This window comes from Hydrogenophaga sp. T66, from assembly GCF_057219855.1.
In genome coordinates this window covers 158960-179331 of sequence record NZ_JBXVVX010000003.1, presented here as the reverse complement: position 1 = coordinate 179331, position 20372 = coordinate 158960, and the positions used below count along the sequence as shown (strand labels likewise).

Annotated in this window: 21 protein-coding genes; 7 read left to right on the top strand and 14 right to left on the bottom strand. The window is 70.7% G+C overall.

The window, feature by feature from the left end; all coding sequences use genetic code 11:
- The 3 genes from AC2D80_RS13190 to AC2D80_RS13180 form a co-directional block, all read right to left on the bottom strand.
- The gene (locus tag AC2D80_RS13190) at positions 1-426 is read right to left on the bottom strand and encodes a universal stress protein (protein ID WP_484633478.1); all 426 of its coding nucleotides are present in this window, start codon (positions 424-426) and stop codon (positions 1-3) included.
- Positions 427-495: 69 nt separating this feature from the next.
- Entirely contained in the window at positions 496-1266 is a 771-nt protein-coding gene (locus tag AC2D80_RS13185) for a metallophosphoesterase (RefSeq protein WP_484633477.1), read from the bottom strand.
- Positions 1267-1291: 25 nt separating this feature from the next.
- Positions 1292-2281, bottom strand: a complete 990-nt coding sequence (locus tag AC2D80_RS13180; protein WP_484633589.1) for a LysR family transcriptional regulator — start codon at positions 2279-2281, stop codon at positions 1292-1294.
- A gap of 105 nt (positions 2282-2386) precedes the next feature.
- On the opposite strand from AC2D80_RS13180, the gene AC2D80_RS13175 reads away from it, so the two are divergent.
- Entirely contained in the window at positions 2387-2911 is a 525-nt protein-coding gene (locus tag AC2D80_RS13175) for a hypothetical protein (RefSeq protein ID WP_484633476.1), read from the top strand.
- Positions 2912-3080: 169 nt separating this feature from the next.
- On the top strand, positions 3081-4385 hold the full coding sequence (locus tag AC2D80_RS13170; RefSeq protein ID WP_484633475.1) for a hypothetical protein: 1305 nt from the start codon (positions 3081-3083) through the stop codon (positions 4383-4385).
- 180 nt (positions 4386-4565) lie between these two features.
- On the opposite strand, the gene AC2D80_RS13165 is transcribed toward AC2D80_RS13170, so the two are convergent.
- The 4 genes from AC2D80_RS13165 to AC2D80_RS13150 form a co-directional block, all read right to left on the bottom strand.
- Entirely contained in the window at positions 4566-6434 is a 1869-nt protein-coding gene (locus AC2D80_RS13165; RefSeq protein ID WP_484633474.1) for a phosphoenolpyruvate carboxykinase (GTP), read from the bottom strand.
- Positions 6435-6819: 385 nt separating this feature from the next.
- Positions 6820-6963 (bottom strand): hypothetical protein, encoded by a 144-nt coding sequence (locus AC2D80_RS13160; protein WP_484633473.1) that lies wholly within the window; start codon positions 6961-6963, stop codon positions 6820-6822.
- Between the two features lie 76 nt (positions 6964-7039).
- Positions 7040-7444: a PaaI family thioesterase gene (locus AC2D80_RS13155; RefSeq protein ID WP_484633472.1), complete on the bottom strand. Its 405-nt coding sequence runs from the start codon at positions 7442-7444 to the stop codon at positions 7040-7042.
- Between the two features lie 7 nt (positions 7445-7451).
- Positions 7452-8651 (bottom strand): threonine ammonia-lyase, encoded by a 1200-nt coding sequence (locus tag AC2D80_RS13150; RefSeq protein WP_484633471.1) that lies wholly within the window; start codon positions 8649-8651, stop codon positions 7452-7454.
- A 155-nt stretch (positions 8652-8806) separates the two neighbouring features.
- On the opposite strand from AC2D80_RS13150, the gene AC2D80_RS13145 reads away from it, so the two are divergent.
- Positions 8807-11194 (top strand): ATP-binding protein, encoded by a 2388-nt coding sequence (locus tag AC2D80_RS13145; protein WP_484633470.1) that lies wholly within the window; start codon positions 8807-8809, stop codon positions 11192-11194.
- Between the two features lie 59 nt (positions 11195-11253).
- Here AC2D80_RS13145 and AC2D80_RS13140 read toward each other — a convergent pair whose 3' ends face one another.
- From AC2D80_RS13140 to AC2D80_RS13115, 6 genes are all read right to left on the bottom strand, one after another.
- Entirely contained in the window at positions 11254-11922 is a 669-nt protein-coding gene (locus tag AC2D80_RS13140) for a TPR end-of-group domain-containing protein (protein ID WP_484633469.1), read from the bottom strand.
- A complete protein-coding gene (locus tag AC2D80_RS13135) occupies positions 11915-12073 on the bottom strand; it encodes a hypothetical protein (RefSeq protein ID WP_484633468.1) in 159 nt (52 codons plus the stop codon). The genes AC2D80_RS13140 and AC2D80_RS13135 overlap by 8 nt, the downstream gene beginning before the upstream one ends.
- 3 nt (positions 12074-12076) lie before the next feature.
- Positions 12077-12226, bottom strand: a complete 150-nt coding sequence (locus AC2D80_RS13130; protein ID WP_484633467.1) for a hypothetical protein — start codon at positions 12224-12226, stop codon at positions 12077-12079.
- A gap of 108 nt (positions 12227-12334) precedes the next feature.
- On the bottom strand, positions 12335-12679 hold the full coding sequence (locus AC2D80_RS13125) for a hypothetical protein (RefSeq protein WP_484633466.1): 345 nt from the start codon (positions 12677-12679) through the stop codon (positions 12335-12337).
- Between the two features lie 177 nt (positions 12680-12856).
- A complete protein-coding gene (gene recQ / locus AC2D80_RS13120; RefSeq protein ID WP_484633465.1) occupies positions 12857-14758 on the bottom strand; it encodes a DNA helicase RecQ in 1902 nt (633 codons plus the stop codon).
- 16 nt (positions 14759-14774) lie between these two features.
- Positions 14775-15197 carry a rhodanese-like domain-containing protein gene (locus AC2D80_RS13115; protein WP_484633464.1) on the bottom strand — a complete coding sequence of 141 codons (423 nt, stop codon included), beginning with the start codon at positions 15195-15197 and terminating at the stop codon, positions 14775-14777.
- Positions 15198-15294: 97 nt separating this feature from the next.
- Here AC2D80_RS13115 and AC2D80_RS13110 point away from each other — a divergent pair, with 97 nt between their 5' ends.
- A complete protein-coding gene (locus tag AC2D80_RS13110) occupies positions 15295-16395 on the top strand; it encodes a homocysteine S-methyltransferase family protein (protein WP_484633463.1) in 1101 nt (366 codons plus the stop codon).
- Positions 16396-16638: 243 nt separating this feature from the next.
- Positions 16639-17589, top strand: coding sequence for a TerC family protein (locus AC2D80_RS13105; protein WP_484633462.1), 951 nt, complete (start codon positions 16639-16641; stop codon positions 17587-17589).
- Between the two features lie 80 nt (positions 17590-17669).
- Here the strand turns inward: AC2D80_RS13105 and AC2D80_RS13100 are convergent, their stop codons facing one another.
- Positions 17670-18254 (bottom strand): cyclic nucleotide-binding domain-containing protein, encoded by a 585-nt coding sequence (locus tag AC2D80_RS13100; RefSeq protein WP_484633461.1) that lies wholly within the window; start codon positions 18252-18254, stop codon positions 17670-17672.
- A gap of 135 nt (positions 18255-18389) precedes the next feature.
- Here AC2D80_RS13100 and AC2D80_RS13095 point away from each other — a divergent pair, with 135 nt between their 5' ends.
- Complete coding sequence (locus tag AC2D80_RS13095; protein WP_484633588.1) at positions 18390-19574, top strand: sensor histidine kinase; 1185 nt, start codon at positions 18390-18392, stop codon at positions 19572-19574.
- 16 nt (positions 19575-19590) lie between these two features.
- Complete coding sequence (locus AC2D80_RS13090; RefSeq protein ID WP_484633460.1) at positions 19591-20250, top strand: response regulator; 660 nt, start codon at positions 19591-19593, stop codon at positions 20248-20250.
- Positions 20251-20372: the final 122 nt, after the last annotated feature.

Here is a 20372-nt window from a genome sequence, read left to right as displayed (position 1 = left end):
TCAGCGCACCAGCAGCACCGGCACCTTGCAGTGCGCCAGCACCTGGGTGGCCACCGAGCCCATCACCAGGTTGCCCAGGGCGCCGTGGCCGTGCGAGCCCATCAGCACGAGATCGAACTTGCCGCTGGCGGCGGTCTTGGCAATCAGTTCACCGGGCGAGCCGACCTTCAGCAGCACCTTCGGATCGATGCCGTGGCGGGCGAGGAACTTCACCACCGGGCCGGTGACCTTCGCGCCTTCCTCGGCGTGGTAGGCGTTGGCGATCTCGGCGCCCACGGCCGCGCGCGCCCGCGGGGGCAGCGGGGCCTGGACGGTGATCACGCTGAAACTGTTGCCGTCGGCGCTGAACAGCTCGTCGTGGGCGGCCAGGTAGCCGAGCATCTTCTTGGTGTAGGCACTGCCATCGACGGCGAGCAGGATCTTCATGAGGGGTCTCCTTGGGGGTTGGTCACGCACCGAGTGTAGGGCGCGCCCAGGCTGACCCTTTGCGGTGGCTCAAAGTTCGATGCAGCGCCATGGGTCGAACGCCGCCTGCTCCCCTTTGTCGGCGTAGCCCAGCGGGTTGGCCACGATGCGGCAGCGCCCCACGCGCGCGTCGGTGGGGCAGTGCAGGTGGCCGTGCAGCCAGAGGTCGGCCCGGGGCAGCAGCGCATCCAGCCCGTTGCAGAAGCCCGCGGTGCCGGGCGTTGCGCCGTAGCGCGGGTCCATGCTGTGCAGCGTGGGCGCGAAATGGGTGACGACGACGGTGGGCCCGTCGAACGGGGCGGCCAGCGCCGCGCGCAACCAGTCCTGGCAGTCCAGCGCGAGCGTGCGCATGGCCGCGGCGTCGAACAGCGCGCCGTGGCGCTGGCTGGCCATCTTGCTGAGGTAGTGGTTCGCCGCGCGAAACGCCTTCTCGCGCTGGCCGAACACGTCGTAGTCGCTCCACAGCGTGGTGCCCACAAAACGCACGCCGCGCCACACCCAGGTCTCGCGTTCGAGCCAGCGCAGGCCGTGGCGCTCGCACGCCGCGCGCAGGCCGGCGTGGGCCTCGTCCACGTCGAGCGCGTCGTACTCGTGGTTGCCCGGCACAAACAGCACCGGCACCGGCCAGTGGGCGAAGCGCCCGAGGCCCCAGTCGGCCTCGGCCATGGCGCTGCCATCGCGGCGCCGCTGGTAGGAGCCCACATCGCCCGCCAGCACCAGCAGGTCCGCGCCCGGCGCCGGCCGCGGCACGAAGTCGGGGTTGGCCTCGAGATGCAGGTCGCTGAGCAGCTGAATCTTCATGGGTGCGGTGCGGCGCTGGGGTGGGTCAGCCGGCGATTGTCGGCGCCGCCGGCACACCCGCCGCCGAAAACCCCGCCGCCGACGCCTGGCCCACCGCGTCGCGCAGCCAGCGGTGGGCGGCGCTGTGCCCCGCCTGCCGGTGCCACAGGGCGTCCACATGCACCGCCGGCACCGGCAGGGGCAACTCGCAGAGCGCCAGCGCGTGCGCCAGGCCGGTGGCACCCACGAAATGCCGCGGCAGCACGGTGAGCAGGTCGGTGGTGGTCACCACCTGGCCGGCGGTGAAGAACTGGTTGACGGTGAGCACGACCCGGCGGCGCCGCGACACCGCGGCCAGCGCCTCGTCGACAAAGCCAAACGGCCGGCCGGAGAAGCTCACCAGCAGGTGCCGTGCCGCGCAGTAGGTGTCCAGATCGAGCGGCCGCCCGGCCAGCGGATGGTCCCGGCGCATCACCACCACGTACTCGCCGTCGTACAGCCGCCGGTGCTCGAAGGGCGGCACGTCCTCGCGCAGGTGCACCGCGCCCAGCTCGGCCAGCACGCCCGGGAAATGCCCGACCGCCAGGTCGGCGCCGCCGCTGGCCAGCAGCGCGCGCGGATCGCGCGTGGTCAGGGGCACGACGCGCAGGTTCACCCCCGGCGCCTGCGCCTCGCACAGCCGGATGAGCCCGGGGATCAGCTGGGCGGCGGTGGCGTCGGCCATCGCCAGCACGAAGGACTGGTGGGCCGTGGCCGGGTCGAAGCGCCCCGGCGCCAGCGTTTGCTGCAGCAGCGCCAGCGCCTCGCGCACCGACGGCCAGATCGCCAGCGCGGTGGCGGTCGGCTCCACGCCGTAGCCCGCGCGCACCACCAGCTCGTCGCCCACCGCCTGCCGCAGCCGCCGCAACGCGTTGCTCACCGCCGGCTGCGTCATGGCCAGCCGCTCACCGGCCCGGGTGAGGTTGCGCTCGTCCATCACCGCGTCGAACACGCGCAGCAGGTTCAGGTCGAGGGTGCGGAAATTCAGGTCAGAGATCACAGATATGAATGGTATGCATCACAAAGATAAAGTGGAAACATATGCGGGAAAACCCTAGATTTGAGCCTGTCCACAAGACACCCCCTCTTCAAGGAGCGCACCATGACCATCGCCGCCACCACCTCCCCCGCCCCGCTGGGCCTGCGCCCGGCGGCCTCCACCCCCGCCCGCGCCGCCACCCCGGCCCCGCGCGACAGCGCCCGCGGCCTGGCCGCGTTGCTGCTGGCCGCCGTGGTCTCCGCCATGGTGGTGCTGGCCGACCGGCTGGTGAGCACCTGGGCCGACGGCCACCTCCTGCTCGCGTGGGTGCTGCTCTGGCTGGTTGTGTTCGCCGGGCTCGCCCTGTTCGCTGGCACGGCCCGCCGCGTGGCCCGCGACGCACTGGCTGGCCTCGACACCTGGTCCGCCCGCCGCGCCGAAGTCCGCGCCGAAGCGCGCCTCTGGGAAATCGCCCGCACCGACCCGCGCGTGATGGCCGAGCTGACCCTGGCCCGCGACCTCGCGGAGCGCGAGGCCGAGGCCACCGCCGCGCCGGTCGTGGCCCCGGTGGCCGCCGCCACCCCGGTCTCCTACTGGGAGGCGCTGGGCCGCGCCCGTGCCCGCCGCTCGCTGATGTACCCGGTCTGACGACGCCCCGCGCGCCGCTTCCACAAAGCCACCTTCGGGTGGCTTTTTTGCGTGCGCGCCAATCGGCTGGCGTCACGGCATTCGGCCCCTCACCGGATGGCCGCCGGGCGATCGCTCAGAGACCATGGATGCCCCGCACCCACCGGGCACCCGCCCGCCTCGCCGCACCATGGAATTCCGCTCCAACGCGCCCACCGACAGCGCCTCCCCCACCGCCCGCGCCCGCAACGCCCTCGACCCGCTGGCTGTGCCCACGGTCGGTGCCCTGACACCCGAGCAGCGCCAGCATGTCTACAACGCGATCATCCACCTGACCGCCGCGCAGCCCGTGGGGGCAGAAGAAGATCTCAACTTCGCGGGGGGATTCGAGGTCGCGGTGGTCCACGACCAGCTTGCCCTCACCGCGATGGCGGAAACGCCCCTGTCCCTCGACGCGGCCAAGGCCGCACGGAAAGGTCGCCCGCCGTCAGCCACCGTGAGCAACGCTTTCAAGATATTCGCGCCGATCCTGCAACCGATCCTTCTCGATGTGCTGAGCCGCTCCGGGATTGCGGGCTACCTGGTGCAGCGGGCCCCCGCGATGATCAAGGACGGGTGGCGTTTGGCCTTGACCGTCATGCCCTACCGCGACCGCGATCCCGGTCTCGTGGGTCTGCACAAGGACACGGAGGGGGACAACCTGTTCATGCTCCTGCTGTTCCCCAACGAGCAGCCGATCATGGGACCGGAATACCTGTTGCGCCCGCCACTGCCCGACAGCTATCTGCCGACGTTCCGGCGCGGTGTGCCCGCGTCCTTCGCGGAGGAAGTGATGGCCATCCTGAGCGACGGCATGGACCCCACCATCTACAACACCCGCATTCCCGCTGGCGGCGGTTACGTGGCCGCGTGTGATGAGCTGATCTTTCATTCCACGCCGTTCTGCCACCACCGCGGGGCCTGGACGGTGAATTCGCTGCGCATGGCTTTGCAGAGGGCCGCGGATCGCTACCTCAGTGTCCGTGACAGGAAGGCTTGCACCGGCTACCACAAGCCGGGGTTTGACACCGCGGGTCCGCTCCAGGACCGGGAAGCGGCGTGGGAACGCTTCATGTCTGGGGTGGAAAACGACACGACCCTCAGTGCCTCGGTCAAGCAAGTGCTGGGCTTCTATGGCCGAATGGGCAAGCACGGGCAGCGCGACCCCTGGGTCGACCTTTTCGAGGCGGCGTCCTGGACCACCGACGACAAGCTCTGGGCCGCCATCGTTCGGGAAGAGCCCGACACCGTGGACCCCTACGCGGCCGGCGGCGCCATTGAGCTGGACAACACCCGGCGCTTCGTCTCGCCCCCCGTCCCGCGTGCCCAGCTGACGCGGACCATGAGTGGAGACCTGGCCAAGGGTGCGGCCGGCGATGTCCACCCCCCGTCCGCGAGCCGCGATTTCCTGCGCCTGTGGCTGATCGCCCGCCACCCCGACAACCCCACGCTCTGAGCCACGCCGGGCGTTCAGCCCCGGGCCATGACCCCCAAAAAAGAAACGGCCCTCATGGGGCCGTTTCGGGGGGCTGTGGGTCACAGCGCTGGGGCTTTGCCCGCCGCATCGAGCGGGACAAAACGATCCGGCGCCCAGGTCGTGGGTGCCGGGCCGATCGTGCGGCCGCCGCGCGGGGCGTCAGGCGGCCAGGCGTTGCTCGATCTTCGCCTTCGTCTCCTCGAGCTCACGGGGAAGGTGGTAGGCCAGCTGCTGGAACAGCTCGCCGTGCAGTTGCAGTTCCTGCGTCCAGGCCGCCTTGTCGATGGCGGTCACGGTGGTGTACTGCTCGCGGGTGAAGTTCAGGCCGCTCCAGTGGATGTCCTCGTAGCGCGGGCTCACGCCGAACGCGTGTTCCACGCCCTGGCCGCGGCCTTCGACGCGGTCGATCATCCACTTGAGCACGCGCATGTTCTCGCCGAAACCGGGCCAGACGAACTTGCCGTTCTCGTCCTTGCGGAACCAGTTGACGCAGAAGATCGACGGCAGGGTCGCGCCGCTGGTCTGCAGCTGGCGGCCGAGGTTGAGCCAGTGCTGGAAGTAGTCGCTCATGTTGTAGCCGGCGAAGGGCAGCATGGCGAACGGGTCACGGCGCACCACGCCCTGCGCGCCAAAGGCCGCGGCGGTGGTTTCCGAGCCCATGGTGGCGGCCATGTAGACGCCTTCGGTCCAGTCGCGCGCCTCGGTGACCAGCGGCACCGTGGTGCTGCGGCGGCCGCCGAAGATGAACGCATCGATCGGCACGCCGGCCGGGTCGTCCCACGCGGCGTCCAGCGCCGGGTTGTTGGTGGCGGCCACGGTGAAGCGCGCGTTGGGGTGTGCGGCCTTGGCGCCGGTTTCCTTGGCGATCTGCGGCGTCCAGGCCTTGCCTTGCCAGTCGATCGCGTGGGCCGGCGCGTCGCCCATGCCTTCCCACCACACGTCGCCGTCGTCGGTCAGCGCCACGTTGGTGAAGATCACGTCGCGGTTGAGGCTGGCCATGCAGTTCGGGTTGGTCAGCGTGTTGGTGCCCGGTGCCACGCCGAAGTAGCCCGCCTCGGGGTTGATCGCGTACAGGCGGGTCTGGCCGTGCGCGTCGGTGCGCGGCTTGATCCAGGCGATGTCATCGCCGATGGTGGTGACCTTCCAGCCCTCAAAACCCTGCGGCGGGATGAGCATGGCGAAATTGGTCTTGCCACAGGCGCTGGGGAAGGCGGCCGCCACGTGGTACTTCTTGCCCTCGGGGTTGGTCACGCCCAGGATCAGCATGTGCTCGGCCAGCCAGCCCTGCTGACGCCCCATGGTGGAGGCGATGCGCAGCGCAAAGCACTTCTTGCCCAGCAGCGCGTTGCCGCCGTAGCCCGAGCCGTAGCTCCAGATTTCGCGGGTCTCGGGGTAGTGGACGATGTACTTCGTGGTCGGGTTGCAGGGCCAGGCGGTCTGGTCCTTCTCGCCCGGCTGCAGCGGGGCGCCCACGGTGTGCACGCAGGGCACGAAGTCGCCGTCGCTGCCCAGCACGTCAAACACCGCTTTGCCCATGCGGGTCATGAGCTTCATGTTGACGGCCACGTAGGCGCTGTCGGACAGCTCCACGCCGATGTGGGCGATCGGGCTGCCCAGCGGGCCCATGCTGAACGGCACGACGTACATCGTGCGCCCGCGCATGCTGCCGGCAAACAGCGGCTGCAGCGTGGCGCGCATCTCGGCCGGGGCCTTCCAGTTGTTGGTGGGGCCGGCGTCCTCGGGGCGCTCGCTGCAGATGAAGGTGCGGTCTTCCACGCGCGCCACGTCCGACGGGTCGGACCAGGCCAGGTAGCTGTTCGGCCGCTTGGCCGGGTTCAGGCGCTTGAAGGTGCCGGCGTCGACCAGTTGCTGGCACAGCCGGTTGTATTCCTCGTCGCTGCCGTCGCACCACACCACCTGGTCCGGCTGGCACAGGGCCGCCATGTCAGCCACCCAGGCGATCAGGCGCGCGTGTTTCACGTAGGCGGGGGTATTGAGGGCCAGGCCCTGCATCACGGGAGAGTTCATGCACAAAGCTCCAAAGTTACAAACCGGGGGCCCCGCGCGCCACCCCAGACGCCGGCAGCCGCAAGCGTCACGCGCGGTGACGGGGCGGCTGTGGGGGTCTGCTCGGGCAGATCGGGGTGGTCGGCGCCAGGGCTGCGGGGCGGTAGGCGGTGCAGCGGGCGATCGGGCGCGCGGGGGGTGCATCCGGCGGGTCCGGTGGCGGGTCGGCCAATGGCGAAATTGTAGGCAAGGGCCTTCCGGGTTACCACGGGGTTACATGCAAAACCCGCATAACCTGATGCATCTTTCACGCGCCGGCGTGAAAAAAGCCGACGGCCCGAAGGGCGGTCGGCTGGCGGGAGCGCGCGGCGGCCGATGGGTGGCAGCGCGGGCGCGGTGTCGCGGTTCAGGCCATGAAGACGGCAATGAAGGCCAGCAGGAACATCAGCACGCCGCCGGCCACCGGCAGCACGATGGGCATCAGCGGGACGATGGACTCGACCACGTCGTCGGTCTGCTCGGCGGGGGTGTGGTGATCGTGGTGCGCCATGGCGTTTGCTCCGGTCTGGTTCGTAAAACCCTCGGATTTTAAGCCAGCGCCGGGAGTTCCCGGCCACGCCCGCGCTTCACAGCAGCGCGTAGGTGGTGCTGGCGCGGCTCACGCTCTTGCCGTCCGCGGCACCGCGGATGTCGATCTCGCCAAAGGCCAGCGCCTTGCCCGCGCGCAGCACGCGGGCCTCCACCAGCGCGTCCTGTCCCGACAGGGGCTTGAGAAAACTGCTGTTGAGCTGCACGGTGGTGCAAGGCCGGAATGCGCCGAAATGCCGGATGAGCGCCAGCACCATCGCGGTGTCGGCGGCGGCCATCAGCGCCTGCCCGCACACCATGCCGCCGACCCGGCTGAGCCGCTCGGATGACGGCAGCCGCAGGGTGACGCTGTCTTCCCCCACGGCCTCCACCCGCAAGCCCAGGTCCTGCACCCAGGGGGCGAACAGCTCGGTCAGGGCGGTCTGGAGATCGGGCGCGCTCATGCGTCGATTATGGCGATCGGACGGCGTAGCCCGCCGCCGTGAGCGCGTCAATCACCTGCTGCACGTGGGCCGGGCCCCGCGTCTGCAGCACCAGCTCGATCTCCACGTTCTGCGCCGCCAGCAGGGTGAACGCGCGCTGGTGGTGCACCTCGTCGATGTTGGCGCCCGCGTCGGCCACGGTGCTGGCGATGCGCGCGAGGTTGCCCGGCACGTCGCGCGCGTTGACCACCACCCGCGCCAGCCGCCCGGCGCGCACCATGCCGCGCTCGATGATCGAGGCCAGCAGCAGCGGGTCGATGTTGCCGCCGCACAGCACCAGCCCCACGCGCTGGCCCGCAAAGCGTTCCGGGTGCCGCAGCAGCGCGGCCAGGCCAGCGGCGCCGGCGCCTTCGACCAGCGTCTTCTCGATCTCCAGCAGCATCACGATCGCCTGCTCGATGTCGCCCTCGTCGACCAGCAGCAGCTCGTCCACCCGCTCGCGCACGATGGCCAGCGGGACGGTGCCGGGGGTGCCGACGGCGATGCCCTCGGCGATCGTGCTGCTGCCCTGCGGGTGGGCGCTGCCGGTGACGGCGTTGACCATGGCCGGAAAGCGCTCGGTCTGCACGCCCACCACCCGGATGCCGGGCTTGATCGCCTTGGCCGCGGTCGCCATGCCGGCGATCAGGCCGCCGCCGCCGACCGCCACGACCAGCGTGTCCAGGTCGGGCTGCGCGCGCAGCATCTCCAGCGCCACCGTGCCCTGCCCGGCGACGATCGCTTCGTCGTCATACGGGTGCACGAACACCAGCCCGTCGCGGGCGGCCAGCGCGCGGGCGTGGGCGCGCGACTCGTCCAGCGTGTCGCCGTGCAACACAACCTCGGCGCCGAAGCCGCGGGTGCGCTCCACCTTCACGCCCGGCGTGAAGCGCGGCATCACGATCACCGCCCGCAGCCCCAGGCGCTGCGCGTGGTAGGCCACGCCCTGCGCGTGGTTGCCAGCACTCATCGCCACCACCCCGCGGGCGCGCTCGTCGGGCGTGAGCTGGCTGAGCTTGTTGCAGGCGCCCCGTTCCTTGAACGAGGCGGTGTATTGCAGGTTTTCGAACTTCAGGAACACCTCGCAGCCGGTGAGCTGCGAGAGCGTGCGCGAGGCCACGCAGGGCGTGTCCAGAAGCTGCCCGTGCAGCCGCGCAGCGGCGGCCTGGATGTCGGCGAGCTGGATCATGGTGGGGCGATTGTGGACCGTCGGTCCGACAGAAAGCCCCAAAAAGTCGCGTATCACGCACTTCCATCGCGCATCAAGCTGGGTTATGGTCGTTTTCACGCCGCCCGCTGCGGTGGCGCCCACGGCAGTCCCGGACACCCGTTCAGGAGGTTTCCATGAGCAAGCGTGCCCCGCCTCTGGCGAGCCCGACCTCGCGCAACGCGCCCGGTCCGGTGCCCGACGCGCGTGCGTTGCTCGCCGGTGACGGCCGGGTGTTCGTGCCCCCGGGGCTGCGCCACGCGCCGGTGCTGGACCTCATGTGCTCGCACTTCGTGCTCACCCTGGCCGCCCGCCAGGGCCCGCGCTTCAACGTGCGTCGCGACCTCAACACCCTGCTCTCGCTGGCCGGGCGCCACCTCGTGTGGCCCCACACCGTGCTGGTGCGGCTGCGCGAGTTCCTGCAGCGCCGCTGCAAGGACAACGAGCTGTGGGCCGGTCACGACCGCCTGGGCACCGGCGCCTTCATGGAGCGCCACGGCGTGTGGCGCGGGCCGTACGAGGAAGGCACCCTGTTCTTCTATCTCGACGAGTACGCCAAGGAGTCGCCCAAGGACCTGCTGGCCGTGCTCGCGGTCACCGGCGAGTGGCTCAGTCAGGCGCTCAAGAAGCAAAGCACCCTCGTCGAGAAGAACATCGATGCGCTGGCGCAGCTGCTGCAGCTCAACCGCGCCGAGCGCGCCCTGCTGCTGTACGGCACGCTGGCGCGGTACCAGCGCGACCTGCGCTCCATCCTGGTGGAGTTCAAGGTCAACAACGCGCCCGAGGCTTATGCGGCGATCGCGGAGGTGGCGGGCGTGAAGGCCAGCGAGGTGGGCGAGGCCTTGCGCGCCGGCTCCCGGCTCGAGCGCATCGGCATGGTGGAGAACCTCATCTCCGAGCACAACATCACCGACCTGGCCGACCTGATGAAGGTCAGCGAAAAGCTGCCGCCGGTGTTGATGCGCGAGTACCGGTCCGAGAGCGACCTGATGGCGGTGTTCACCCGCCCGGCCGCCCGCTCCGCCCTCGGCCCGGACGACTTTGCCTACGTCGGCGAGGACGTGACGCTGCTCTGCGCGCTGCTGCGCGAGGCGGTGGCGCGGCGCGAGAGCGGCATCAACGTGCTGCTCTACGGCCCGCCCGGCACCGGCAAGACGGAGCTGGCCCGCGTGGTCGCCCATGCCGCCGGGCTGTCGCTGTTCGAGGTCGAGTACGCCGACCGCGACGGCAACGCGCTGTCCGGCCGCGACCGCTACCGCTCGCTGCAGATTGCGCAGGTCTTCCTCAAGGGCATGGCGCATTCCGCGCTGTTGTTTGACGAGGTCGAGGACGTGTTCCCGCCGATCTCCAGCGAGGCCGCCCAGCTCATGGCGCGCGCCGAACACGTCAGCGCGCCCCACAGCCATTCCGTCAGCGGCAAGGCCTGGGTCAACCAGGTGCTGGAGAGCAACGCCGTGCCCACGATCTGGGTCACCAACCGCATCGAACAGATCGATCCTGCGTTTCGCCGCCGGTTCGCCTACCACCTCGAACTCAAGAGCCCGCCGCCGGGCGCGCGCGAGCAGCTCGTGCGCGGCACGCTGGCCGGCGTGGCGGTGTCCGACGGCCTGATCCAGCGGCTGACCGAGCGCAAAGGCCTCACGCCGGCCCAGATCCGCACCGCGGTGCGCTTCGCCCAGCTCGCGCAGCCGCCGCGCGGCGGCCGCCGGCGCGCGACCGCGCCGCTGGACGCGCTCATCGAACGCCAGCTGCGCAACGCCGACCATGCCCTCGGCCGCGCGCCCGAGGTGCCGGCGCGACCCAGCGTCACGCAGTACAGCCTGGACATGCTGCACGTCGAGACGCGTTACCCCGTCCCGCGCATCGTCGAAGCCCTGCGCGAGCGCGGCCACGGCTGCCTGTGCTTCTACGGACCGCCCGGCACCGGCAAGACCGCGCTGGCCGAACACATCGCGCAGCGCCTGGAGCGCCCGCTCATGATCCGCCGCGCCAGCGATCTGGTCAGCAAGTTCGTCGGTGAGACCGAGCAGCAGATGGCCGCCATGTTCCGCGAGGCGCAGGCCGAGCGCGCCGTGCTGCTGCTCGACGAGGCCGACAGCTTCCTGCAGGACCGCCGCGGCGCACACCGCACCTACGAGGTCACCGAGGTCAACGAGATGCTGCAAGGCATGGAGCGCTTCGGCGGCGTGTTCATCTGCACCACCAACCTGATGGACCGCCTGGACCAGGCCGCCTTGCGGCGCTTTGCCTTCAAGATCCGCTTCAAGCCGCTCACCGAGGCCCAGCGCGAGACCATGTTCGTCGCCGAGGCGCTGGGGGGCGACGCCACCCGGCTCGACGACGCGTGGCGCCAGCGCCTGCGCCGCCTCGAGCAGCTGTGCCCGGGCGACTTCGCCGCGGTCAAGCGGCAGGCCGACATCCTGGGCGCCACCATGGAACCCGCCGAGTTTCTCGACCAGCTCGAAGCCGAACACCGCATCAAGCCCGAGGTGCGCGAGGCCCGCGGCATGGGCTTCGTGCACTGAGCCCGCGGGAGATGACGCCCGCCGGCTCAGCGCGGCATCAACGCGGCGTCAACGTGGCCTCAACGCTGCATGAGCGCCTGGAAGCCCGGGTCGTCCCGCAGCACGCGGAACTGCCCGTCGCCGCGCACCGTGTCGCGCCGCTCGGGCTCGCGCGCGAACAGCGCGGCCAGCGCGGCCACCGCATCGGCCGGCCGCCCGGCGTGGGCGTAGGCCAGCGACAGGTTGTAGCGGCCCCAGCCGTAGTCGGGCGCCAGTGCCACCGAGCGCTCCAGCGACGCCACGGCCTCCGCCACCCGGCCGGCGCGCAGCAGCGCGTAGCCGCGCAGGTCCAGCACCACCGGGCTGTCCGGGTCGATGGCCAGCGCCTCGTCGTAGTGCCGCACCGCCCCGGCGTAGTCTTTGACATAAAACTGCCGAAGGCCGAGCTGCAGGTCCCAGAACGCCGCGCGGGTGCGTTGCACGCGCGCCTGCTCGGCCGCCAGTCGGTCTTGCGCGGTCTTCAGCGCCGCGCGGGTGGCCACGATCTCGGCCTGCAGCGCCTGGCGCTCGGTCTGCTGCCGGTTCAGCTGCGCGGTGCCATAGGCGAGCGCGCCCAACACCAGCGCGGCACTCAGCGCCATGAGCACCAGACCGCTGCGCGCGTGGCGGCGGAAGCGGTGGAGGTCGTAGTCGATGTCGGCGCGGCGCACGGTGTCGTGCACCGCGGCGGCGTGCAGGGCCTCAGTCATGGTCGACCTCCTGCCCCCGCACCACCGGCAGCAGCACGCGCAGCGCGTCGCTCCACATGCGCAGCAGCCGCGCGCCGGTGAATCCCACCGCGCCGGCCGACCCAAACAGCAGGCTGAACGGCACGAGGTCGCGCTCCCCGCGCGCGAACACGACTCACGCGCAGGCCAGCAGCACGACAAAGGACACGGTGGAGATGGTCAGGTAGACCTTGCGCTCGATGTCGAAGATGGCGATGAGTTCGCGCACCACATCGAGCCGCTCACGCAGCGGTTCGGCCGCTGCCGCCGGGCGTCGGGTTGCCACGTCGCGTCCCTCCCTCGCGGCCCGATGCCGCGGGCGGGAGCTTCAGGCCGCCGGGGGCGGCCCGTCCTCACGAAACCCTCACCGCCGACCACGGCCGGCGGGCGGGCTTCAGTGCACCAGCGCCATGGGCTTGCTGGGCAGCTCGTCGGCCGAGTAGTCGGGGTGGTGTTCCACGAAAAACTGCAGCTTCTCGTCGAGCCGGGCCACGCGCCGGAAGGCTTCCGACTCGCAGTGGTGGCGGGAGATCAGGTTGAACAGCTTGCCGCGCAGGAACCACAGGTCCTTGGGGCTCTGGGCGTGCAGCAGGTCGGCGTGCAGCCGGCTCATGCGCTCGTCCTGGATGTCGGCCATGGCGGCCTGGAACTCGTCGATCAGGTAGTCGAAATCCAGCACTTGGGTGTCGCGAAACGACGCGGGTTTGCTTTTGCTGAACCAGGGCAGGCGGAAAAACATGCCTCGCTCCCTTGTGGGATGGCTGCCGGGCGGACCCAGGCGGCCGGTGCTGCATCGGCGATGGCCGTCGGGTGGACGACCGCGCGGAGGTGACGGGCGGCCGGCAGACGCACGGCGCGCAGTGTCACGTCGGGGTTTTCGGCGCCTTGAGTCCGAACTTGAGGATTTTTCGACCGTTCATCGGCTGGCGTTCACGATGTCCACCACCGCCTGGCCATAGGCTTCGCGCTTTTTCTGCCCGATGCCGGGCAGGCCATCGAGCTCGCTGAGGTCTTTGGGCTGCGCCACCGCGAGCGCGCGCAGCGTGGCGTCATGAAAAATGACGTAGGCCGGCAGGTTGTGCTCGCGCGCCACACCGGCGCGCCAGGCCTTGAGGGCGTCCAGCCGGTCGCGCTGCGCCAGGGTCAGCGGCGTGCCGTCGTCGGCGGCCGCGGCGCGGGCGCGCCCGCTGCGGCCGCGCGAGGTGGGCGCCCGCTCCGCCTGGATGCGCAGCCGCACCGTCGCCTCGCCACGCAGGATGGCGCGCGCCCCCTCGGCCAGGTGCAGCGTGTTGTAGGGCGCGTCGGTCACGCGCACGGCCTCGATCGCGATGAGCTGGCGCAGCAGCGCGCGCCACTGGGTTTCCGACCAGTCGGCGCCGATGCCGAAGGTGCTCAGGCGGTCGTGGCCGAGCTGCAGCACCTTCTCGGTGCGCTGCCCGCGCAGGATGTCCATCAGGTGTCCCGCGCCGTACCCGTGGCCGCTCGCCTGTTGCACGCGGTAGATGCATGAGAGCCACTTGCGCGCGGGTTCGGTGGCGTCGAAGAGCGCGGGCGGGTTCAGGCAGTTGTCGCAATTCCCGCAGGGTGCGCTGTCTTCCCCGAAGTACTTCAGCAGCCGCACCCGCCGGCAGTCGCTGGCTTCGGCCAGCGCGAGCAGCGCGTCGAGCTTGCCGCGCAGCACTTGCTTGAAGGCGTCGGCCGCGGGGCTGTCGTCGATCATGCGGCGCTGGTTGACCACGTCTTGCAGGCCGTAGGCCATCCAGGCGCTGGCGGGTTCGCCGTCGCGGCCGGCGCGGCCGGTTTCCTGGTAGTAGCCCTCGATGTTCTTGGGCAGGTCGAGGTGGGCGACGAAGCGCACGTCCGGTTTGTCGATGCCCATGCCGAACGCGATGGTGGCCACCATGATCAGGCCCTCTTCGCGCAGGAAGCGGTCCTGGTTCTGCTGGCGCACGGCGCCCTCTAGGCCCGCGTGGTAGGGCAGGGCGTTCAGGCCGGCCTGCTGCAGCTGCTCGGCCACGGCCTCCACCCGCCGGCGCGACTGGCAGTACACGATGCCGGCGTCGGTGCGGCCGTCGCCGCCGGTGTGTTCGTCGCGGATGAAGCGCAGCAGCTGCTGGGTGGCGTCCTTCTTTTCCACCAGCAGGTAGCGGATGTTGGGCCGGTCGAAGCTGCTGACGAAGGTGCGCGCCTGTTGCAGCTGCAGCCGCTCGACGATGTCCTCGCGGGTCAGCGCGTCGGCCGTGGCGGTCAGCGCGATGCGCGGCACGCCCGGGTAGCGCTCCGGCAGCACCGCCAGTTCGCGGTATTCCGGTCGGAAGTCGTGGCCCCACTGGCTCACGCAGTGGGCCTCGTCGATGGCGAACAGCGCCAGCGCCCCGCGCTCGTGCAGCGCATCGAGCTGGGCCAGGAAGCGCGGCGTGGTCAGCCGCTCGGGCGCGGCGTAGAGCAGCGTGATCTCGCCGCGGCGCAGGCGCTTCTCGACGCGCTGCGCTTCGTCGCTGCTGAGGCTGGAGTTGAGGAAGGCCGCGTCCACGCCGGCCTCGGTCAGCGCGCCGACCTGGTCGTGCATCAGCGCGATCAGCGGCGACACCACCACCGTCACGCCCCGCCCGGCGCGCTGGCGCACGATCGCCGGCACCTGGTAGCACAGCGACTTGCCACCGCCGGTGGGCATGAGCACCAGCGCGTCGCCGCCGTCGGCCACGTGGCGCACGATGGCGGCCTGCGGGCCGCGGAACGCGTCGAAGCCGAAGACCTCGCGCAGCACGCCTTCGGCGGCTTCCAGCGTCTCGGCGCCCTCGGCGATGTCGATGCTCATGCGGCGCGCCGCGGGCTCACATCTGTTCCCACGGCAGGCCGTCGTGGCGCCAGCCGTTGATGCGCGAGCGGTGGAACGCGTCGTCCAGGTCACCCTCGAAGCCGTGCACCACGTGCTGCACGCTGGTGAAACCGGCGGCCTCCAGCGCCGCGCCCGCTTCGCGCGAGCGCTGGCCGCTGCGGCACAGCAGCAGCACCGGCCGCTCGCGGTCGCCGCCGGCCTCCATCAGCACCGTCTCGACAAAGCGCGCCGCGTCGGGCGTGAAATCGGGGTACTCGTACCAGGCCACGTGCACCGTGCCCGGCGGGCGCCCCACGTACAGCGCCTCGATTTCCATGCGCACGTCCACGAACAGCGGCGCCGGCGCGCCCGCGGCCTCGCGGCGCGCGGTCTCGGCCTGCAGCCAGGCCCAGGCTTCGGTGGGGGTCAGGTTGTTCATCGGCCGCTATTGTCGGGGATCGGTCGTCGGCGATGCTTGTCGATGCCCCCACGCCCGCCACCCGCCAGGGTTGGACCCGCCTTCCTACAATCCCGGGATGAGTCCATCCGCCCACCCCCGCGCCCACCCCCGCGACTACACCCGCGCCCAGGCCCTGCCGGCGCTGCTCAACCAGCGCATCGCCATCCTGGACGGCGCCATGGGCACCATGATCCAGCGCTTCAAGCTCGATGAAGCGCAATACCGCGGCGCGGGCTACAGCGGGCCCGGCGCCGTGGGCGATCGCTTCCGCGACCTGCCGCGCGACGTGAAAGGCAACAACGAGCTGCTCAGCATCACCCGGCCCGACGTGATCCGCGACATCCACGAGGGCTACCTCGCCGCCGGGGCCGATCTGATCGAGACCAACACCTTCGGCGCGACCACCATCGCCCAGGCCGATTACGACATGGCGCCGCTGGCGCGGGAAATGAACCTCGCCTCCGCCCGGCTGGCCCGCGCCGCCTGCGACCAGTTCAGCACCCCCGAGCGCCCGCGCTTCGTCGCCGGCGCCCTGGGCCCGACGCCCAAGACCGCCAGCATCAGCCCGGACGTCAACGACCCCGGCGCGCGCAACGTGAGCTTTGAGGAACTGCGCCAGGCCTACCGCGAGCAGGTGGAGGCGCTGATCGAGGGCGGCTCGGATGTGCTGCTGGTGGAGACCATCTTCGACACCCTCAACGCCAAGGCCGCGCTGTTCGCCATCGACGAGGTGTTCGAGGCCACCGGCGAGCGACTGCCGCTGATCATCAGCGGCACCGTCACCGACGCCTCCGGCCGCATCCTCAGCGGCCAGACCGTGGGCGCCTTCTGGGCCAGCGTGCGCCACGCGCAGCCGCTCGCCGTGGGCCTGAACTGCGCCCTGGGCGCCGCGCTCATGCGCCCGTACATCCAGGAGCTGGCCAAGGTGGCCGGCGATACGTTCATCAGCTGCTACCCCAACGCCGGCCTGCCCAACCCGATGAGCGACACCGGCTTCGACGAGACGCCCGAGGTCACCAGCCGGCTGCTGCACGAGTTCGCCGCCGAAGGGCTGGTCAACATCGTTGGCGGCTGCTGCGGCACCACGCCCCAGCACATCGCGGCCATCCACGACCGCGTGGCGCCGCTGGCGCCGCGGGGTGTGCAGCGCGCCCCGTTCTACCGCGAAGCGGCCTGAAGCGCCCAGGATCCAGCCCCCGACAAGCCCCCACAGCTTGTCGGGAATGCAGCGGCTGCGGCACAATCCGCGGTTCCCTTCAAGGGGAGTAGTCAGCCATCCCCGGCGCCACGCCGGTTGCGATGCGCGGGGTTTTCGTCAGTACGCGGTCTTCGGCCGCCGGAAGCCCCCCGCCGCCCCACCCGGGCGGCGGCGGCAAGACCTTGGGGTGTTTGTGTCGCAACACCAACCAGAGGTTCCCTCATGCAAAGCATCGCGCCCGTGTGGCTGTGGGTCGTCTTCGTCGCGTTCGTCGCCGTGGCGCTGTTCGTCGATTTCGTGGTCCTGAAGAAACAGGGTTCCCACGAGGTCGGTGTCAAGGAAGCGCTGAACTGGTCGCTCGTCTGGATCGCGCTGAGCTTCGTGTTCAACGGCCTGTTCTGGTGGGCCATCAAGGACACCACCGGCTCGACCGAGATCGCCAACGAGAAATCGCTCGAATTCCTCACCGGCTACCTCATCGAGAAGAGCCTCGCGGTCGACAACATCTTCGTCTTCTTGATGATCTTCACCTACTTCGCGGTGCCGCCGGCGTACCAGAAGCGGGTGCTGATGATCGGCATCATCGGCGCGATCGTGCTGCGCTCGATCATGATCCTGCTGGGTGGCTGGCTGCTGGCCCAGTTCCACTGGATCCTGTACGTCTTCGGCGCCTTCCTGGTCATCACCGGCATCAAGATGTGGTGGGCCGCCGGCCAGGAGCCGAGCCTGGACGACAACCCCGCGCTCAAGCTGCTGCGCAAGTGGATGCCGGTGAGCAAGGGTTTTGACGGCGAGAAGTTCTTCACCGTCGAAAACGGCAAGCGCATCGCCACGCCGCTGCTGATGGTGATCTGCCTGGTCGGCCTGACCGACGTGATCTTCGCCGTCGATTCGATTCCGGCCATCTTCGCCATCACCCAGGACCCGTTCATCGTGCTGACCAGCAACGTGTTCGCCATCCTGGGCCTGCGCGCCATGTTCTTCCTGCTGCAGGCCGTGGCCAGCAAGTTCCACCTGCTCAACTACGGTCTGGCCGTGATCCTGGTGTTCATTGGCACCAAGATGATGCTGATCGACATCTTCAAGATCCCGGTGGCGGTGTCGCTGGGTGTGGTGGTCGGCATCCTGACCATCACCATGCTCCTGAGCATGCGCACCGCGCCCAAGACCTGATGGTCCGGGCGGCCTGAGTGGCCTGAGCGGCCTTGGTGGCCCGGGTGGCCGGTGGGCGTCCGGGCGCCCCCGGTCGCCGATCAGTCCGGCATCAGCCGGTCGATCTCCTGCTGCAGCGACTGCACCAGCTGGCTGTAGAACTTCAGCTTCCCGTCCACCTCGCGCAGCCGCCCGCCCAGGCGCTGGCCCACGGCGGCCAGCAGCTTGGCCGCCGTGGCCGGCTCGCGCGCCATCAGCGTCTGCAGGGCTTCGCGCGTGAGCAGCGCGCACACCACCTGCGGCGTGCTGGCGGTGCAACTGGCGCTGCGCGCGTCGCCGTCGAACAGGGCTACCTCCCCGATCACCTGACCCGGGCCGAGCACGCTCATGGTCAGCGGCTCGGCGCGGCTGATCAGGTTGGATTCCACCGTGACCTCGCCCTCGACCACCAGCGCCAGAAAGCCGCCGTCGCCGTCGGCGCCTTCACGGATGATGGCCTCGCCGGCGCGGTAGCGGCGCAGCGCCATGAAGGCCACGACCGTCAGGGCGTCGGTGCGGTCCAGCGTGGCCAGGGCGGTGGGCGCGCGCAGCAGGTCGGCGGCGTGGCGCCCGCGGACGGAGTCGCGCACGCGGGCGCGGCGGGCGGCGGTGTCGCGGGCGTTGAGAAGGCGGCGCAGCCAGTTCATCGGTGGTGCCATTGTGGCGCGCGTGGGGGAAGGCTGTCGCGAGAAAAAGGGGTGTGGCACACCCATTGCTTCCTGGTATTCATGCGCGACCCCGCCACCGATCCCGCCACCGGCCGCACCGCCGACGGCCTGTCCATGCTGGTCAGCGCGTCCCGGGCGCCCGCCGACGGCGCGTGGCGCGACCCGCTGGCGCTGATGCTGGCGTCGACCGGCGAGGGCGTGTTTGGCGTGGACCTCGACGGCCTGTGTGTGTTCATCAACCGGGCCGGCGCCCGCATGATCGGCTTCGAGCCGTCCGAGCTGCTCGGGCGCAACATGCACGAGCTGACCCACCATTCCCACGCCGACGGGCGGCATTACCCGGTCCACGACTGCCCGATCTTCAGGGCCTTCCTGGAGGGTCAGCCCTGCCGCATCGACAGCGAGGTGTTCTGGCGCCGCGACGGGACCGCCTTCCCCGTGGAGTATTCCAGCCACCCGATCCTGGACGGCGGCCGGGTGCGCGGCGCGGTGGTCACCTTCGTCGACATCACCGACCGCCGCCGCGCGGCCGACGCGCTGCAGCGCGCCAAGGACGAGCTGGAGGAGCGCGTGAGCGAGCGCACGCTCGCGCTGGAAACCGCGCTGCGGCAGGTGAGAGAGCTGGCCGCCTGGTCGGAGCGTGTGCGCGAGGAAGAGCGCACCCGCATCGCCCGCGAGGTGCACGACGAGCTCGGCAGCCTGCTCGTGGCGCTGAAGATGGACGTGAACTGGATGGACAAGCGCCTGGCCGAACAGGCCGCGCGCAGCGCCGACGAGGCCGAGGCCATGCGCCAGCGCATGCGCGGCAAGTGCCAGGCCATGAGCCGGCAGATCGAGCGCGCGGTCGACAACGTCGGGCGGATCATCACCGACCTGCGCCCCAGCATCCTGGACCACCAGGGGCTGTGGGCGGCGCTGGAGTGGCAGGCGCAGGAATTCGTGCAGAGCGCCGAGCTTGCACTGGAATGGTGCATGCGGACGGACGGTGCGCCCGAGCCGGCCGAACCGCAGGCGATGGCGGTGTTCCGGATCTTCCAGGAGATGCTGAGCAACGTGGGCCGCCACGCCCGCGCGCGCCGGGTGGCGGTGGACATCGCGGTGCGCGAGGGGGTGCTGCACCTGACCGTGCGCGACGACGGCGTGGGCGCCGCGCCGCAGGCCTTTGAGGCGCCCACCTCGTACGGCGTGATGGGCATGCGCGAGCGCGCCCGCCACTTCGGCGGCGACGTCGCCATCGACAGCGCCCCGGGCGCCGGCACGCGCCTGTCGCTCACGCTCCCGCTCACCGCGCCCGCCTGAACCCGCCGCCACCGCCATGACCCGCGCCGACCCGATCCGTGTGTTGATCGCCGACGACCACCGCATCGTGCGGGAGGGACTCAAGCAAATCCTGGCCGACGCCCCGGACGTGGTGGTCGCGGGCGAAGCGGTCAGCGGCCCCGACGCGCTGGCGCAGGTGGCGGCGCTGGGCGGGCGCGCGGGGCTGGACCTGGTGCTGCTGGACATTGCCATGCCCGGCGCCGACGGGCTGGACGTGTTGCAGCGGCTGCGCCGTGAGCACCCGCGCCTGCCGGTCCTCATGCTCAGCACCTACCCGGAAAAGCAGTACGCGGTGCGTTGCATCCGCCTGGGCGCGTGCGGTTATCTCAACAAAAGCGCCGATCCTGATGACATGCTGGGCGCGGTGCGCAAGGCCGCGGCCGGTGGCGTGTTCGTCACGCCCGCCACCGCCGAGGCGCTGGCCACCGCGGTGGGCAGTGGCGCCGCGCAGGCCGGCCCGGAGGCGCTCTCGCACCGCGAGCATCAGGTCTACCGCCTGCTCACCGCGGGGCACACGGTGAGCGAAATTGGTGCGCAACTCGGCCTGGCGCCCAACACCGTGAGCACCTACCGCGCGCGCATCCTGGAAAAGACCGGCGCGAAGAACGACGTCGAGCTCGCGCTGTACGCCGAAAGACATCGCGCCGGCGCCTGACGCGCCCGCGCCGGCCCGGTTTGTAGGGCTGGCCCTACAAGGCGTCGGGCCGGGCCCCGCGAAATACCGCCGCGGGCCCCCGCAGGCATGCAACTGGCCCGGCCCTTGCAAGACATGCCGCA

Coding starts and splice junctions, on each gene's coding strand:
- AC2D80_RS13190 (WP_484633478.1), bottom strand. CDS start 426: ATGAAGATCCTGCTCGCCGTCGATGGCAGTGCCTACACCAAGAAGATG.
- AC2D80_RS13185 (WP_484633477.1), bottom strand. CDS start 1,266: ATGAAGATTCAGCTGCTCAGCGACCTGCATCTCGAGGCCAACCCCGAC.
- AC2D80_RS13175 (WP_484633476.1), top strand. CDS start 2,387: ATGACCATCGCCGCCACCACCTCCCCCGCCCCGCTGGGCCTGCGCCCG.
- AC2D80_RS13170 (WP_484633475.1), top strand. CDS start 3,081: ATGGAATTCCGCTCCAACGCGCCCACCGACAGCGCCTCCCCCACCGCC.
- AC2D80_RS13165 (WP_484633474.1), bottom strand. CDS start 6,434: ATGAACTCTCCCGTGATGCAGGGCCTGGCCCTCAATACCCCCGCCTAC.
- AC2D80_RS13160 (WP_484633473.1), bottom strand. CDS start 6,963: ATGGCGCACCACGATCACCACACCCCCGCCGAGCAGACCGACGACGTG.
- AC2D80_RS13155 (WP_484633472.1), bottom strand. CDS start 7,444: ATGAGCGCGCCCGATCTCCAGACCGCCCTGACCGAGCTGTTCGCCCCC.
- AC2D80_RS13150 (WP_484633471.1), bottom strand. CDS start 8,651: ATGATCCAGCTCGCCGACATCCAGGCCGCCGCTGCGCGGCTGCACGGG.
- AC2D80_RS13145 (WP_484633470.1), top strand. CDS start 8,807: ATGAGCAAGCGTGCCCCGCCTCTGGCGAGCCCGACCTCGCGCAACGCG.
- AC2D80_RS13140 (WP_484633469.1), bottom strand. CDS start 11,922: ATGACTGAGGCCCTGCACGCCGCCGCGGTGCACGACACCGTGCGCCGC.
- AC2D80_RS13125 (WP_484633466.1), bottom strand. CDS start 12,679: ATGTTTTTCCGCCTGCCCTGGTTCAGCAAAAGCAAACCCGCGTCGTTT.
- recQ (WP_484633465.1), bottom strand. CDS start 14,758: ATGAGCATCGACATCGCCGAGGGCGCCGAGACGCTGGAAGCCGCCGAA.
- AC2D80_RS13115 (WP_484633464.1), bottom strand. CDS start 15,197: ATGAACAACCTGACCCCCACCGAAGCCTGGGCCTGGCTGCAGGCCGAG.
- AC2D80_RS13110 (WP_484633463.1), top strand. CDS start 15,295: ATGAGTCCATCCGCCCACCCCCGCGCCCACCCCCGCGACTACACCCGC.
- AC2D80_RS13105 (WP_484633462.1), top strand. CDS start 16,639: ATGCAAAGCATCGCGCCCGTGTGGCTGTGGGTCGTCTTCGTCGCGTTC.
- AC2D80_RS13100 (WP_484633461.1), bottom strand. CDS start 18,254: ATGAACTGGCTGCGCCGCCTTCTCAACGCCCGCGACACCGCCGCCCGC.
- AC2D80_RS13095 (WP_484633588.1), top strand. CDS start 18,390: ATGCTGGTCAGCGCGTCCCGGGCGCCCGCCGACGGCGCGTGGCGCGAC.
- AC2D80_RS13090 (WP_484633460.1), top strand. CDS start 19,591: ATGACCCGCGCCGACCCGATCCGTGTGTTGATCGCCGACGACCACCGC.